Consider the following 15,409-nt stretch of genomic DNA (forward strand, 5'->3'; position numbering starts at 1 on the left):
CCGGAACACGCCTTGGAGGGAGAGAGACGATGAAGACGATGACAGCTCTGGGTGCGATCGCCGCGATGGCGATCGCCGCGCCCGCCGCCGACGCCGCCACCGCCAAGCGGGGCAGCTTCGGCAAGCTTCCCGACGGCCGCAGCGTCGAGGCGGTCCTGCTGACCAACAATCGCGGCGTATCGGCGAACATCATCGCCTATGGCGCGTCGATCCAGTCGCTGGTGATGCCCGATCGCACCGGCAAGAAGGCCGACATTGCACTCGGCCATGACGACATGGAAGGCTACCTCAAATACCCCAATTTCATCGGCTCCACGGTCGGCCGCTTCGCCAACCGCATCGACGGCGGGCGCTTCACGCTGAACGGCCGCGAATACCAGACCCCCCTCAATGACGGTACCAACTCGCTGCATGGCGGCACGATGGGCTTCGACAAGGTGCTGTGGGACGTCGTCTCGGTGAAGAACGGTCCGACCGCTTCGGTCACGCTGCGCTATGTCAGCCCCGATGGCGACCAGGGCTATCCGGGCACGCTTACCGTCGACGCGACCTATTCGCTCGACGAGGCCAACAATCTGACGATCGACTATAGGGCGACCACCGACAAGACGACGATCGTCAACATTTCCAACCATGCCTATTGGAACCTGGGCGGCGAAGGCTCGGGCAGCGCGATGGATCATATCGTGACGATCCCGGCGCAGTCGATCACGCCGGTCAACGAGACGCTGATCCCGACCGGCCAGTTCCGCCCGGTCGCCGGTACCGTGTTCGACTTCCGCACGCCGCGCGCGATCGGCGATCGCGTGCGCGACACCCGCGACCAGCAGATCGTCTACGGTCGCGGCTATGATCATAATTGGGTGATCGGCCGCAAGGTCATCGACGGCACGCAGCTGATGGCGCGCGTGAGCGATCCCAAGTCCGGCCGCAGCTTCGAAATCTGGTCGAACCAGCCCGGGCTGCAATTCTATTCGGGCAATTTCATGGACGGCAAGTTCGCCGGCAAGTCCAAGCGCTTCTATCGCCAGGGCGACGCGATCGTCATGGAACCGCAGATCTTCCCGGATGCGATCAACCAAAAGGGCTTCCCCGAGGCCCGGCTGGAGCCCGGCCAGACCTATCACAACGTGATGACGTACAAGCTGAGCAGCAGCGGGACCGCGGCCCCCAAGAAGCGCTGAATACGCATAAAAACTGGAGTAAAAGCATGATCCGCAGAACCTTCCTCCTCGCCGGCGCGGCGCTGGCGATGACTGCCGCCGTGTCGCCGGCGCGAGCGCGCGACCAGTGGACCAAGGCGCAGGCCAATAGCTGGCACGCCAAGCAGCCCTGGCAGGTCGGCGCGAACTACACGCCTGCCACTGCGATCAACCAGCTCGAGATGTTCCAGGCCGAGACCTGGGATCCCCAGCGCATCGATCTCGAGCTCGGCTGGGCCGCGGCGATGGGGATGAACGTGATGCGGGTGAACCTGCACCACCTGCTATGGGAAACCGACGCAGCCGGGCTCAAGCGCCGCATGGACGAGTTCATGACGATCGCGGCCAAGCACAAGATCAAGACGCTGTGGATCTTCTTCGACAGCTGCTGGGATCCGAACCCCGTTGCCGGCCCGCAGCATCCGCCGATTCCGGGTGTTCACAATTCGGGCTCTGTGCAGTCGCCGGGTGCCGATCGCCTCAAGGACGCGTCGCAATACGGCAAGCTCGAAGCCTATGTGAAGGATCTGGTTACCACCTTCGCCAAGGACGACCGCGTCATCGGCTGGGACATCTGGAACGAGCCGAACAATGGCGGCGGCGGCCACTACACGCCGACCAAGGACAAGAACAAATATGTCGCGCTGCTACTGCCGCGCTTCTTCGCCGCGGCGCGCGCCGCCGATCCGGTCCAGCCGCTCACCTCGGGCGTGTGGATCGGCGAACATTGGGACGATCAGACCAAGCTCGATGCGGTCGAGAAGATCCAGATCCGCGAGTCCGATATCCTGAGCTTCCACGACTATAGCTGGGCCGAGAAGTTCGAGGTCCGCGCCAAGCAGATGCTGAGCTATGGCCGCCCGGTGTGGTGCACCGAATATATGGCGCGCGGCAACGGCTCGACGTTCGACAACACGCTGCCGATCGCGAAGAAGCTCAACATCGCGATGTACAATTGGGGCTTCGTCGACGGCAAGATGCAGACGCGCTTCCCGTGGGACAGCTGGAAGAAGCCCTACACCTATGAGGAGCCGACGATCTGGTTCCACGACATCCTGCACTTCGACGGCAAGCCCTATCGCCAGGCGGAGGTCGATCTGATCAAGCGGCTGGCAGCGGCGCCCAAGGGCGTGGTCCCAGCTTCGGGCAAGTGAAGGCGGTTCTGATTGCGGCGCTGCTGGCGGGTTTCCCGTCGGCAGCGTCCGCGCACGAAGTGAAGTCGGTGCTGAATGGCGCCGACCCCGATATCGAAGCCGCTCAGGGCCGGTATTGGATCTACCCGACCGGCGGCGACGGGCTGTCGGTCTGGTCCTCGCCCGACATGGCGAAATGGACCAAAGGCGAGACCCTGCTCCGCCTCAAGGACATCGGCTGGGTCGATGACGATCGCGCGCCGGTCCATTTCCTCTGGGCGCCCGACATGGTCCAGGCGAATGGCGGCTGGTACTTCTATTATTCGATCGGGCCGCAGAACCCGACCCCCAGCCGCATCGGCGTCGCGACATGCGAGGGACCGGCCGGTCCCTGCACCGACAGCGGCAAGCCGCTGGTCACCGGCGGCAAGGGCTTCGAGGCGATCGACCCGATGGTGTTCGTCGATCCCAAGACCAAGGTGCCGTATCTCTACGCCGGCGGCAGCGCCGGCGCGACCTTGCGCGTCTGGAAGCTCAAGCCCGACATGGTCAGCATCGCGGAGGAAGTGAAGGTCGAGACGCCGACCAACTTCACCGAGGGTGCGTTCATGCACTACCGGAAAGGCATCTATTACCTGTCCTATTCGGCGGGGCAGTGGAACATGTCGAACTACCAGGTCCATTATGCCGTCGCGCTCTCGCCCACCGGGCCGTGGCGCTATGGCGGGCCGCTGCTCGTCGGCGACACGCGCTACAAGGGGCCGGGGCACCATTCGTTCTTCGAGGATCCCAAGGACGGGAAGTGGTACATCGCCTATCACCGCTGGGAAGGGCAGGCCGGCAACGGGCCGTACAACGGCAGCCGCCGCGTCGCGATCCAGCCGATCCAGTATCGGGCGGACGGGGTGATCGAGACGATCAAGATGAAGTGAATTTCTCCGTCGGCAGCGGGGGAGGGCTCAACCTCCCACGGGGTGGGGTGCCGTCCTTGGAATAGAAAAGGGGCGCCGCGGATTTGCCGCGACGCCCCTCTTTCTTTCCGGCGACAGGGCTTAGAACGAAGCCCAATCGTCGCCGCCGCTGCTCGCCATCGCCGTCACCGGCAGTGCCTTGACCGGCGAGACATAGCCGTTCGACTTGGCCGGAGCCGCCGCCTTGGCAGCCGGGGCGCTGGTCCGCGCGGCCGGGCGGGCGGCATTGCCGACGTTGAACTTCGACGCCTGCTCGCTCAGCGCGGCGACTTCGCCGCTCAGGTTGCGCGCGGCAGCCGAAGTCTGCTCGACCATCGCGGCGTTCTGCTGGGTCGACTGGTCCATCGTGCCGATCGCCACCGAGATTTCGGTGATAGCCGTCGACTGCGCCTGGTTGTCGGCCGCCATCTGGCCGAGCAGGCCGTGGACCTCGCCGACGTCGCCGGCGATGTCGGCGAGCGCGCTGTCGACCTTCTGGACCATCTCCACTGCCGAGACGATATCGGTCTGGGTGGCGGTCAGCTGATCGCGGGCACGGGCGGCTTCTTCCTCCGAGCGCATTGCGAGGGCCGAGACGAGGTCGGCGACGACCGCGAAGCCGCGGCCCGCTTCACCGGCGCGGCCGGCTTCGACTGCGGCGTTCATCGCGAGGACGCGGGTCTGGAACGCGATCTTGTCGAGGCCTTCGATCACGCTGTCGATGCCCTTGGCGCCGTCGGCGACCCGGCTCATCGCCTGGACTGCTTCGTCGGCGACCGCGCGACCACCCGAGACGGTGGCGATGGCGCCATCGGCGCGCTCGACGGTCCGGCTCGCCGAGGCGGCGGTCGCCTTGAGGCGGCCGTCCATCTGGGTCACCGCTGCCGACGTCTCTTCGAGGCTTGCGGCATTGGCTTCGGTGCGGCGCGCCAGATCCTCGGAGGCCTGGGCGATCTCACCCGAACCCGTGCGGATGGTCAGCGCGCTTTCGGTGACCGTGCCGATCAGGCTGCGCAGCTCGTTGACGGCGGCGTTGAAGTTGATCTTGACCGATTCATATTCGGGCGAGAACGCCTCGTTGATCTCGCTGGTCAGGTCGCCCAGCGCCAGCTTGCTCAGATTGACTTCGAGCGTCGAGACCACGCGCTGCTGCTCAGCGTCCGAGATCTTCTTGGCCGCATCGGTCTTTTGCTTCTCGATCGCGGCTTCGCGGAACACGAGCACCGCCTTGGCCATCGCGCCGATCTCGTCGCCGCGGTCGGTGCCGGGGACGTCGACCTTGTTGTTGCCGCTGGCGAGCGTGTTCATCACGCCGGTCATCTGGGCAACCGGTGCCGCGATGCCGCGCGACAGCAGCCAGCCGAGCAGGATCGAGAGGCCGACGGCGAAGGCGCCACCGATATAGATCGCCATCTTCGACGACGCGATCGCTTCCGCTTCAGCTGCAACGCGCGCTTCGACGCGCTCTTCCTGCGCCTTGCCGATTTCCTTGATCAGCGGACGGATGTCGCCAAGCATCTTGACGCCCGAGAGCTGGCCGGCTTCGGCCCGGGTGGCGGGGTTGCGCGCCAGCGTGATGATGCGGTCGAGCTTGCCGCGCAGCTCCTGTACCGCGACGACCAACTGGTCGGCGCGCTTGTGTTGCTCTTCAAGCGTCGAAATTTCCTTGAAGTTCTTCACCGTCTCGAAGAACTTCTCGCCGCTCTCCTGATAGGTCTTGGCGAACTCTTCCTTGCCGAGGATGGCGAAGCCGCGGGCGGCATTCTGCTGCTCGAGGACCTGAGTCATCATCGCCTGGGTCTGCTCGAGCGCGCGGAGCGAACGCTCCTTGTCCTGTCCCGCGTCGGCCATCGCCGACAGGTTGAGGAAGATCAGCGTGCCGACACCAGCGAAGATCACGATCAGGGCGGCGAACGCTCCGGCAAGTTTGCGGGAAATGGGGATGTTCTGCAAAGACATCAAAGGCTCCGTACCAAAATAGCTTGGGCGCGGCGCCCGCAGGAAGCGGACGCCAAGCGAACACGCCCACGCTTCCGCGGGTTCGCCACGCCGGTTATCAATGGCATCATAGGAAGCCCGCCGGAGCCGGAGGCGGATTAACCTAGATATATTCCCCTAGGCGGGGCGGTTTCGGAGCGGTTTCCGCAATATTTCCGCGCTATTTCCATCGCTTATGCGCATTTACCAAAAAGGGCGCCGCGCGATGGGGTTTGCCCGGCATTTTAACCAGCGTGTTCCACGACCGGATCGGGACAGGGGGTGGCCAAGCCGTTGAATTGATTTGGATCAGCTTGCGAACGCATTTGTGCGAGGTGGCGTGACATCGCCTCCAAATTCGAGCATCAGCGCAGTTCCTCAGCGTCGGCGCAAGGGTCGAGAGTGGCAGAAATCAGTAACCGGGTCGATCTTACCAACTGCGATCGCGAGCCCATTCATCTCCTCGGAGCGATCCAGCCGGTGGGCTTCCTGATCGCGCTCAGCAAGGACTGGATCGTCTCGCGCGTCTCGGCCAATATCGGCCGGTATCTCGGCAGCGAGCCCGAAGCGATGATCGGGGCCCCGCTTGCCGACTTCGTCCCCGGCCACCTGATCCACGACCTGCGCAACCGCGTCGCCTTGCTCTCGACGCCCGATGCGGTCGAGCGGCTGTTCGCCTGCCGACCGATCGAGGGCGCCGATGCCTGTTTCGACGTCGCGATCCATCTCGCCGGCACGCAGATCCTCCTCGAGTTCGAGCCGGGCATCGAGCATAATGGCGACGCCAGCGGCGCGGTCCGCGCGATGATCGCGCGGCTCGACAGCCAGCCCGACGTTCCCGCATTCTATCGCGAGGGCGCGCGGCAGGTCCGTGCGCTGCTCGGCTACGACCGGGTGATGGTCTATAAATTCTCGGCCGACGGCGCGGGCGAGGTGGTCGCCGAATCGTGCAAGTCGGGGATCGGCTCGTTCATGGGGCTGCACTATCCGGCGAGCGACATTCCCCGCCAGGCGCGTGCGCTGTACAAGCGCAATCTGGTGCGGGTGATCCGCGACGTGCACCAGGTGCCGGTGCCGATCGTCCCCGAACGCGACGCCAAGGGCGAGCCGCTCGATCTGTCGCTCTCGGTGCTGCGCTCGGTCTCGACGATCCATATCGAATATCTCAAGAACATGGGCGTGGGCGCCTCGCTGTCGATCTCGATCCTGGTCGACGGCGAGCTATGGGGGCTGTTCGCCTGCCACCATTATGCGCCGCGCTCGCCGACCTTCGAGCGCCGCTCGGTCGCCGAGCTGTTCGCCCAGATGTTCTCGATGCGGCTCGAGAGCCGCGAGCGCCGCGAGCTGGTCGAGTATGAGCGCCGCGCGCGCGACATTTCGGACCAGTTGCTCGGTGCGGTCGCCTCCGACGAGACCTTGCTCAAGGATCCCGACTGGCTCGCCGACATCCTGACCAGCGCGATTCCCGCCGATGGCGTCGGCGTGTGGATCAACGGCAACTACGCCTTTTCGGGCAGCACGCCGCCGGCCGACGATTTCCGCCGCATCGTCCGCGCGCTCAACGGCACCGCGGCGGGCAGGGTGTTCGCCACCGATCGCATCGGCTCGCTGGTCGACGGGGCGGAGCGCTTCGCCAAGGAAGCCTCGGGGCTGCTCGCCATTCCGATCTCGCGCTCGCCGCGCGACTATGTCGTGCTGTTCCGCTCGGAGATGCGCGAGCGCGTGCGCTGGGCGGGCGATCCGCACAAGCCGGTCGAATACGGTCCCAACGGCCCGCGGCTGACCCCACGCGAGAGCTTCGCCGAATGGCACGAACTGGTCGAAGGCCGCTCGACCCCGTTCACGTCCTCGGAGGAGCGCGTCGCCGAAACGCTGCGCGCGACGCTGATCGAAGTCGTGCTTCGCCTGGCGGACGAGGCGGCGGCGCAGCGCCAGCACGCCAATGCCCGGCAGGAACTGCTGATCGCCGAGCTCAACCATCGCGTGCGCAACATCCTGGGCGTGATCCGCGGGCTGGTCCGCCAGTCGCAACCCGACGACGATGTCGTGCGCGAGTTCGTTCGCGTCGTCGACGGCCGCATCCATTCGCTGGCGCGCGCGCACAACCAGATCACCGACGACCATTGGGGCCCCGCGCCGTTCCGCGCGCTGATCGATGCCGAGGCTGCCGCCTTTGCCGCGCACAAGGAAAGCTCGATCCATTCGGACGGGCCGCCGGTGCTGCTCAACCCCCAGGCCTATTCGTCGATGGCACTCGTGATCCACGAACTGGTCACCAACTCGACCAAATATGGCAGCCTGTCGGGCGAGGGCATCGTCGAGCTGCAATGGCATCTCGACGAGAAGGGGGACATGATCCTCACCTGGGCCGAGAGCGGCGGCCCGGCGGTAAAGGCGCCGACGCGCAAGGGCTTCGGCACCACGATCATCAAGCGCTCGGTGCCGTACGACCTCGGCGGGGACGCCGAGATCGACTATGCCCCCGAAGGCGTGAAGGCGCGCTTCCGCATCCCCGCGCGGCACATCTCCGAGCCTCGGGTGGTCAAGGGGCCACCGGTCAAGCTGCCGCGCGTCAGTCATCCGCCGCATCCCTCGCAGGCACCGGTCAAGCCCGACCTGCTCGCTGGACTGTCGGTGCTGCTCGTCGAGGACAGCCTGATCATCGCGCTCGATGCCGAGGACATCCTGGTCCGCTTCGGCGCGCGGATCGAGACCGCCTCGACCCCCGAGGCGGCGCACGACATGCTTGATAACTGGAAGCCCGACTTCGCGATCCTCGACATCAACCTGGGCGACCAGACCAGCTTTGGCATCGCCGACCGGCTGAACGACGCGGGCGTGCCGTTCTTCTTCGCTTCGGGCTATGGCGAGCAGGCCAATCTGCCCGACGAACACCGCGTCCGCGCGGTGGTGCAAAAGCCGTACACCACGCACAATATCGCGCGGGCGGCGGAGGAATTGCTGGGGCTGGGGTAGGAATGCATTCCTCTCCCTCAAAGGGAGGGGCTAGGGGTGGGGCCAGCGGCGGGCAGGGCTCGATGCCCTGCTCGGCGCTTAGGTGCTTGGCGATGAGTTTTTTGAGCGCGCAGACGCGCGCACCCACCCATGATCGGGTGAACAGCGCCCCGCGCTGGTCAGGCCATGCCGGGGGCATGGCCGGCCCGATCATCCCTCCCTGCAAGCAGGGAGGGGAGTTAATCCTTCGCCTCGCCGCCCTCGACTTCGATCAACTCGAGCACGTCGCCGATCAGCGCGCGCATCGCGATCCGGGCGGCTTCAGGATCGCGCGCGGCGATCGCGTCGCGCACCGCGGCATGGTCGCCGACATTGGCGGTGCGCCCCTTCAATCGGTTGGTGAAGCGGATCGACGTGCGCAGCGCGGTGCCCACCACGTCGCGGAACTGCGCGTAGAAGGGGTTGCCCGAGGCGCGCAGGATCGCGACGTGAAAGGCGATGTCGGCCTCGAGCGTATCATCCTCGCCGCGCTCGGCGGCTTCCATCCGCTCGAGCCCCTGCGAGATACGGGCGAGATCGTCGGCGGTGCCCACGCGTGCGGCCAATGCCGCCGCTTCGGGCTCGATCGCGACGCGGAGCTGGTTGAACTGGCGCAGCAGCTCGACCGAGAATTGCCGTTCGAGCAGCCAATGCAGCACGTCGGTATCGAACAGATTCCAGTTGGTCGCGGGCTGGACCACGGTGCCCTGGCGCGGGCGCGCGCTGAGCAGCCCCTTCGCGGTGAGCATCTTGACCGCCTCGCGCGTCACCGAGCGGCTGACGCCATGCTGCTTGGCAAGCTCGGCCTCGGTCGGGAAGGCCTCCTTCTCGTAACGCCCGGTGACGATCGCACGCCCCAGGCTGTCGAGCATGCCATAGGTCAGGTTGCGGCCCAGTTGCGGACGCGCATCCTCGGTGCCCAATGTCGGGTAGTTCCCTGCCATCCCGCTCGCCTCTTGATCGATCCCGACAACGATGTCAGGACCCTCTCCACGTCATTGTTGCGCTACGTTAGCGCAGTGGCGGCGCTGGACAAGTCCAATAAATACGATAAATGAACCAACGACGCCGGATCTGGCGTCTCAGGCGGGCACGAGAGTGCGGCACCAGTCGCCGGGGCCCGGGGCAGGGAGGAAGCTATGACGAGTCTCTCGAACATCGATCTGTTCGTCGTGATCGCCTATGCGATCGGAATATTCGGCCTTGCGCAATGGGTTAGTCGAGAAAAGGCGGGCCATGCCAAGGATACGTCGGATTATTTCCTCGCATCCAAGTCGCTGCCCTGGTGGGCGATCGGCGCGTCGCTGATCGCCGCGAATATTTCTGCCGAACAGATCGTCGGCATGGCGGGATCCGGCTATGCGATCGGCCTCGCAATCGCGTCGTACGAGTGGATGGCGGCGCTGACGCTGCTGATCGTCGGCAAGTTCTTCCTGCCGATCTTCCTCAAGAACGAAATCTACACGATGCCGCAGTTTCTCGAGCAGCGCTTCGGCCGCGTGCTCCCGGTGCTGATGGCGGTGTTCTGGCTCGCGCTCTACGTGTTCGTGAACCTCACTTCGATCATCTGGCTCGGCTCGATCGCCGTCAACAAGGTGGCCGGTGTCGACCAGACCGCGGCGCTGATCGGGCTCGGCGGCTTCGCACTGTTGTACCAGCTCTACGGCGGCCTCAAGGCAGTGGCGCTGACCGACATCGTCCAAGTCACGCTGCTCGTGCTCGGCGGCCTCGTCGTATCGTATCTCACGCTCGACCAGATCGGCGGCGGCGCGGGCGTGCTTGCCGGCTTCAACGTGCTCACCGAGCGCGCGCCGAGCCACTTCGACATGATCCTCGAGCAGGACAATCCGTTCTACAAGGATCTGCCGGGCATCGCGGTGCTGGTCGGCGGCATGTGGATCGCCAACCTCTCTTACTGGGGCTTCAACCAGTACATCATCCAGCGCGCGCTCGCCGCGAAGAACCTCGGCGAAGCGCAGAAGGGCGTGGTGTTCGCCGCGTTCCTCAAGCTGATCATGCCGGTGATCATCGTGCTCCCGGGCATCGCCGCGGTGATCCTCGCGCCCGATCTCGCCAAGCCCGACGAAGCCTATCCGACGATGATGCGGCTGCTACCGCAGGGCTTGCTCGGCCTCGTCTTCGCGGCACTGATCGCGGCGATCATCGCGTCGACCGCCTCCAAGATCAATTCGATCGCGACGATCTTCACGCTCGATCTCTACGCCAAGGCAAGGGGGATGAAGACGCGCGGCGAAGACGGCGTCGCCGTGGTCGAAGGGCAGGAGAAGCACCTCGTCCTGGTCGGCCGCGTCGTCGCCGCGATCGCCGTGGTGATCGCGATCATCGCCGCCAAGCCGCTGATCGGCCAGTCGGACCAGGCCTTCCAGTTCATCCAGGAGTTCTCGGGCTTCTTCACGCCCGGCATCACCGTGATCTTCCTGCTGGGCCTGTTCTGGAAGCCCGCCACCGAAGCCGGCGCGATCGTCGCGGCGATCACCTCGGTGGTGCTGTCGTACATCCTCAAGGTGGGCATCCCGTCGGACTTCCTGCCCGACGCGCTCAACGCCTACCTGCTGCCCTTCATGAACCGCATGATGTTCGTGTTCGTGGTAAGCCTGTTCCTCGCAATGGCAGTCTCTCTGCTGGTGCGTGGCCGCGGTGACGCCAACCGGGTGACGATGGAGGGCGTCAGCTTCCGCACGTCGACCAGCTTCAACGTCGCCGGCATCGGCGTGATCCTCATCCTCATCGCACTGTACGCGACCTGGTGGTGAGCTTCGCCGGACCCTTCCTCGCCGTCGATTGGGGCACGACCAACAGGCGCGTGTTCCTGATCGAGGGTGGCCAAGTCGCGAAGACCGAGCGTGACGACAAGGGCGTCACTTCGGTCGACGATTTCGCCGCCGAGGCGGTGGCGATCCGCGCGCGCTTCGGCGACTTGCCGATGCTGCTCGCGGGGATGGTCGGATCGAACATCGGCTGGCAGGTGGCGCCCTATGTCGCCGCGCCGGCCGGGGTCGCCGAACTCGCGGCCGGGCTGTTCTGGATCGACGACCGCACCGCGATCGTCCCCGGCATCTCGACGCTAGTCGGGCGCCGGCCCGACGTGATGCGCGGCGAAGAGGTCCAGTTGCTCGGCGCGGTCGCGGCGGGGCTGGTGCCGGGCGATGCACTGCTCGCCCAGCCCGGCACGCACTGCAAATGGGTCGAGATGGCGGACGGCAAGGTCGCCGACTTCGTCACTGCGATGACCGGCGAACTGTTCGCCTTGCTGCGCAAGCACGGCCTGCTCGCCGCGCAGCTTGGCGGGGAGGTCACGCTCGGTGCGGCGTTCCTCGAAGGCGTCGAGGACGGCAAGCGGCAGGATCTCGCCGCCTCGCTGTTCGGCATCCGCGCCGCCAAGATGCTGGGCCAGCGCGACGATGCCGATGCCGCGTCCTATGCCAGCGGGCTGCTGATCGGCACCGATGTCGCCGCGCGGCTCGCCGCATCGAAGCACGATGCGGTCCATATCCTCGCCGATCCGGTGCTCGGCGGGTTCTATGCCGCGGCCATCCAAGCGCATGGGCAAAGTGCCTATCTCATCGACAGCCACGCCGCGTTCATCGCCGGCATCAACGAGATTGTGAGCCAATGAACTTCGATACCGCCTTCGCCGCCTGCCCACTGATCGCGATCCTTCGCGGGGTGAAGCCCGATGAGGTCGAGGGCATCGGCGACGCGCTGGTCGAGGCCGGCTTCACCCTGATCGAAGTCCCGCTCAATTCGCCCGACCCGCTCGACAGCATCGCGCGCCTCGCCAAGCGGCTCGAGGGCAAGGCGGTGATCGGCGCGGGCACCGTGCTCACCGAGGCGCAGGTCGAGCAGGTCCGCGCGGCCGGCGGCACGATGATCATCTCGCCCAACGCCAATGTTAAGGTGATCGCCGCCACCGCCGCGGCGGGGATGACTTCGCTTCCCGGCGTGGTCACGCCGACCGAGGCGTTCGCCGCGCTCGATGCCGGCGCGACCGCCCTGAAGCTCTTCCCTGCCGAGGGTTCGAGCCCGGCAGTGCTCAAGGCGATGCGCGCCGTGCTGCCCAAGGATCTGCGCCTGCTTCCCGTCGGCGGCGTCGGCCCCGACACGATGACGCCGTGGCTGGATGCCGGCGCCAATGGCTTCGGGCTCGGCTCGGCGATCTACAAGATCGGCCTCACTGCCGAGCAGGTCGGCGAACGCGCGCGCGCCTTCGTTTCGGCGCTGGCACGCTGACCGCATAATCGCCTACACCCGCCCCGGAGAGGGGGCGCGGTGCAGCAACCACGCAGGAAAGTAGTTGTCGTCGGCGGAGGAACCGCCGGCTGGATGGCGGCGGCGGCGATCGCCCGGGTGCTCCCGCATGCCGCCAGCGTCGAGCTGGTCGAATCGGCGGAGATCGGCATTGTCGGAGTGGGCGAGGCGACGCTGCCGCATCTGCGCGCGTTCCTCCAGTTGCTCGGGCTAGATGAGGCCGAGTTCATGGCGGCGACCCACGCCACCTACAAGCTTGGCATCGAGTTCCGCGATTTCGGCAAGCCGGGCGACGCCTATCTCCACCCGTTCGCCGATTTCGGCCGGCCGCTCGGCGACGTGCCGTTCCTGCCCTATTGGCTGCGGATGCACGCGGCGGGGCAGGGCGGCAGCCTCTTCGACTATGGCGTGGCGAACGTCATGGCCAGGGAGCGCCGCTTCGCGCCCCCGGTGGCCGATCCCGACGCGCTGCTCGCCGCCTATGGCTATGCCTATCAGTTCGATGCGACGCGCTTCGGCCCCTATCTGCGCGGTCACGCCGAGGCGTGGGGCGTCCAGCGGACCGAGGGCAAGATCGTCTCGGTCGAGCGGCATCGCGAGACCGGCGACGTGACCGCGGTGCTGCTGGAAAGCGGCGCGCGGATCGAAGGCGACCTGTTCGTCGATTGCTCGGGCTTCCGCAGCCTGCTGCTCGGCGACGCGCTGGGCGAGGCCTGGGAAGACTGGTCGCACTGGCTGCTCTGCGACCGCGCCGTGGCCTTGTCGTGCGGATCGCCGCCGGGGGTGATCGAGCCGTTCACGCGCTGCACCGCGATGACGGCGGGGTGGCGCTGGCGCATCCCGCTGCGCCACCGCGTCGGCAATGGCTATGTCTATTCGAGCGCGCATCTGTCGGACGACGCGGCAGTCGATGCGATCCTCGGCACGGTCGAGGGCGCGCCGCTCGCCGATCCTCGGGTGCTGCGCTTCAAGGCCGGACGCCGGAAACGGAGCTGGTCGCACAACGTGATCGCGGTCGGGCTCGCCTCGGGGTTCCTCGAGCCGCTCGAATCGACCAGCATCTATCTGGTCCAGGCGGCGATCATGCAGCTGATCGACCTGTTCCCGATCGGCGCGATCGAGGATGCCGACCGTGACGAATTCAACGCCCAGGTCGATTACGAATATGACCGCATCCGCGACTTCCTGATCCTTCACTACCACGCCAGCAGCCGCGACGATTCGGACTTCTGGCGCCACGTCCGGCACATGGCCGTGCCCGATAGCCTGGCAGAGAAGATCGCGCTGTTCCGCCGCGCGGGGCGCATCCAGCGCTACAGCCGCGGGCTGTTCTTCGCGCCGAGCTGGATCGCAGTGCTGATCGGGCAGGGGGTGGTGCCCGATGGCTGGGACCAGCGCGCCGACGCCGCCGATCCGCGCGCGCTGGCCCAAGCACTGGATCGGTTGCGAGCGCAGATCGCGCGCGAAGTGGCGACTCTGCCGGAACATATGGCATGAGCGACCGCGCGATCCGCAGCGTAGCGATCCTCGGCGGCGGCATCGTCGGGCTATCCGCTGCTATCGCCTTCGCGCGCTCGCTGCCCCAGCTCGTCGTGACGGTGGTCGAGACGCCCCCAGATCCCGCCGCGCTCGCCGATCGGCTGCCGGGCACGACGACATCGATCCATCGATTCCACGCCGCGATCGGTCTCGACGAGGCGGCGCTGCTCCGCACGGGCGCGGCGGTGCCGCGGCTCGGCCTGCGCTTCGAGACCTGGCCCGATGCGCGCTGGTACCATGTCCATGGCGAGCATGGCGAACCCGCCGGCGCCATCGCCTTCCACCAGCTCTGGGCCCGCGCGCGGCGCGCGGGGCATGCCGAGGCCTGGCACCTTTACGCCGTCGCCGGGGCGCTCGCCGAGGCGGGTCGGTTCGTCCATCCGCAGCCGGGCACGCCACTCGCCGCGTTCGACTATGCGCTACGTCTCCACCCCGAACGCTATCGCGAACTGTTGGCCGCGCTGGCCGACCAGCATCGCGTCACGCGCACGTCCGGAAGCTTCGGCGGCGTCGAGCGGCGCGAGGACGGCAGCATCGCCGCGCTGCTGCTTGCCGACGGACGACGAGTCGAAGCCGATCTCTATATCGACTCCTCGGGCCCCGCCGCGCCGCTGGCGCTCGATGCCGGGTTTGACGATTGGCGCGCGACGCTGCCCTTCGATCGCGTCACGCTCGGCACCGCGCCGGCGAGCGCCGCCGATCCCAGTGACACGATTGTCGGCGGCGCGCAGGGCTGGCAGTTCGTCGCGCCGCTTCCCGGGCAGACGATCCTCGGCCGCATCCATGCCGACGCGTGGGAAGAGTCGGTCGCGATCCGCCCCGGCCGGCGCCGCACGCTTTGGGTGCGTAACGTCCTCGCGATCGGCGACGCGGCGGTCGGGCTCGATCCGCTGCACTGGCCCAACCTCCACCTCGCCCACAGCGCAATCGCGCGTGCGATCGAACTGCTGCCCGGGCGCGACTGTCACCCCGTCGAGACCGGCGAATACAACCGCCGCTCCGCTGCCGAGGCCGATCGCATGCGCGACTTCCAGGCGCTGCACTATCTGCGCCTCGGGCTGCCGATCGAAGTGCCCGAGAGCCTGGCGCGCATCCTCCGCCAGTTCGAGCGGCGCGGGCGTTTCGCCTATGAGGATGAGGACAGCCTGCTCGAGGAGATCTGGCTGTCGGCGCTACTCGGGCTGGGCGTGTTGCCGAAGGCGATCGATCCGCGCGCCGAGGCGGTGCCGGCGGGCGCCGCGGCGGCGGGCATGGTCGCGATGCGCGCTGCGCTTGCGCAGCTTCCCCCGCGGCTGCCGGATTATGCGACGTATCTCAAGCGTAGCGGAGTGCCCACTTAATCCTC

Annotated in this window: 11 protein-coding genes; 9 read left to right on the forward strand and 2 right to left on the reverse strand. The window is 66.7% G+C overall.

Annotation, left to right across the window (positions count from 1 at the left end; translation table 11 throughout):
• Positions 1-29 precede the first annotated feature (29 nt).
• From RZN05_RS20480 to RZN05_RS20490, 3 genes are read left to right on the forward strand one after another with little or no spacing between them, the layout of a single operon-like run.
• Positions 30-1,184 (forward strand): aldose epimerase family protein, encoded by a 1,155-nt coding sequence (locus RZN05_RS20480; RefSeq protein ID WP_394804842.1) that lies wholly within the window; start codon positions 30-32, stop codon positions 1,182-1,184.
• Positions 1,185-1,210: 26 nt separating this feature from the next.
• The gene (locus RZN05_RS20485; protein WP_317228526.1) at positions 1,211-2,356 is read left to right on the forward strand and encodes a cellulase family glycosylhydrolase; all 1,146 of its coding nucleotides are present in this window, start codon (positions 1,211-1,213) and stop codon (positions 2,354-2,356) included.
• A 59-nt stretch (positions 2,357-2,415) separates the two neighbouring features.
• Complete coding sequence (locus RZN05_RS20490; protein WP_317228527.1) at positions 2,416-3,267, forward strand: family 43 glycosylhydrolase; 852 nt, start codon at positions 2,416-2,418, stop codon at positions 3,265-3,267.
• A 120-nt stretch (positions 3,268-3,387) separates the two neighbouring features.
• Here the strand turns inward: RZN05_RS20490 and RZN05_RS20495 are convergent, their stop codons facing one another.
• Positions 3,388-5,244 (reverse strand): methyl-accepting chemotaxis protein, encoded by a 1,857-nt coding sequence (locus RZN05_RS20495; protein ID WP_317228528.1) that lies wholly within the window; start codon positions 5,242-5,244, stop codon positions 3,388-3,390.
• A 420-nt stretch (positions 5,245-5,664) separates the two neighbouring features.
• On the opposite strand from RZN05_RS20495, the gene RZN05_RS20500 reads away from it, so the two are divergent.
• Entirely contained in the window at positions 5,665-8,238 is a 2,574-nt protein-coding gene (locus tag RZN05_RS20500) for an HWE histidine kinase domain-containing protein (protein ID WP_317228529.1), read from the forward strand.
• 218 nt (positions 8,239-8,456) lie between these two features.
• Here RZN05_RS20500 and RZN05_RS20505 read toward each other — a convergent pair whose 3' ends face one another.
• The gene (locus RZN05_RS20505; protein WP_317228530.1) at positions 8,457-9,200 is read right to left on the reverse strand and encodes a FadR/GntR family transcriptional regulator; all 744 of its coding nucleotides are present in this window, start codon (positions 9,198-9,200) and stop codon (positions 8,457-8,459) included.
• A gap of 195 nt (positions 9,201-9,395) precedes the next feature.
• On the opposite strand from RZN05_RS20505, the gene RZN05_RS20510 reads away from it, so the two are divergent.
• Genes RZN05_RS20510 through RZN05_RS20530 form a run of 5 tightly spaced genes read left to right on the forward strand, consistent with a single transcriptional unit; the run spans position 9,396 to position 15,404 of the window.
• A complete protein-coding gene (locus tag RZN05_RS20510) occupies positions 9,396-11,030 on the forward strand; it encodes a sodium/sugar symporter (RefSeq protein WP_317228531.1) in 1,635 nt (544 codons plus the stop codon).
• Positions 11,021-11,893, forward strand: coding sequence for a 2-dehydro-3-deoxygalactonokinase (locus RZN05_RS20515; protein ID WP_317228583.1), 873 nt, complete (start codon positions 11,021-11,023; stop codon positions 11,891-11,893). Before RZN05_RS20510 ends, RZN05_RS20515 begins: the two co-directional genes overlap by 10 nt.
• Entirely contained in the window at positions 11,890-12,507 is a 618-nt protein-coding gene (locus RZN05_RS20520; RefSeq protein WP_317228532.1) for a 2-dehydro-3-deoxy-6-phosphogalactonate aldolase, read from the forward strand. The genes RZN05_RS20515 and RZN05_RS20520 overlap by 4 nt, the downstream gene beginning before the upstream one ends.
• A gap of 39 nt (positions 12,508-12,546) precedes the next feature.
• Positions 12,547-14,022, forward strand: coding sequence for a tryptophan halogenase family protein (locus RZN05_RS20525; protein WP_317228533.1), 1,476 nt, complete (start codon positions 12,547-12,549; stop codon positions 14,020-14,022).
• Entirely contained in the window at positions 14,019-15,404 is a 1,386-nt protein-coding gene (locus RZN05_RS20530; protein ID WP_317228534.1) for a tryptophan 7-halogenase, read from the forward strand. The genes RZN05_RS20525 and RZN05_RS20530 overlap by 4 nt, the downstream gene beginning before the upstream one ends.
• Positions 15,405-15,409: the final 5 nt, after the last annotated feature.

It is taken from the genome of Sphingomonas sp. HF-S4 (genome assembly GCF_032911445.1).
In the GTDB taxonomy this organism is placed as follows: Bacteria; Pseudomonadota; Alphaproteobacteria; order Sphingomonadales; family Sphingomonadaceae; genus Sphingomonas; species Sphingomonas agrestis.

Bases quoted from the DNA above. Each gene is read 5' to 3' on its own strand.
- RZN05_RS20480 (WP_394804842.1), top strand. From the start codon at position 30: ATGAAGACGATGACAGCTCTGGGTGCGATCGCCGCGATGGCGATCGCC.
- RZN05_RS20485 (WP_317228526.1), top strand. From the start codon at position 1,211: ATGATCCGCAGAACCTTCCTCCTCGCCGGCGCGGCGCTGGCGATGACT.
- RZN05_RS20495 (WP_317228528.1), bottom strand. From the start codon at position 5,244: ATGTCTTTGCAGAACATCCCCATTTCCCGCAAACTTGCCGGAGCGTTC.
- RZN05_RS20505 (WP_317228530.1), bottom strand. From the start codon at position 9,200: ATGGCAGGGAACTACCCGACATTGGGCACCGAGGATGCGCGTCCGCAA.
- RZN05_RS20510 (WP_317228531.1), top strand. From the start codon at position 9,396: ATGACGAGTCTCTCGAACATCGATCTGTTCGTCGTGATCGCCTATGCG.
- RZN05_RS20520 (WP_317228532.1), top strand. From the start codon at position 11,890: ATGAACTTCGATACCGCCTTCGCCGCCTGCCCACTGATCGCGATCCTT.
- RZN05_RS20530 (WP_317228534.1), top strand. From the start codon at position 14,019: ATGAGCGACCGCGCGATCCGCAGCGTAGCGATCCTCGGCGGCGGCATC.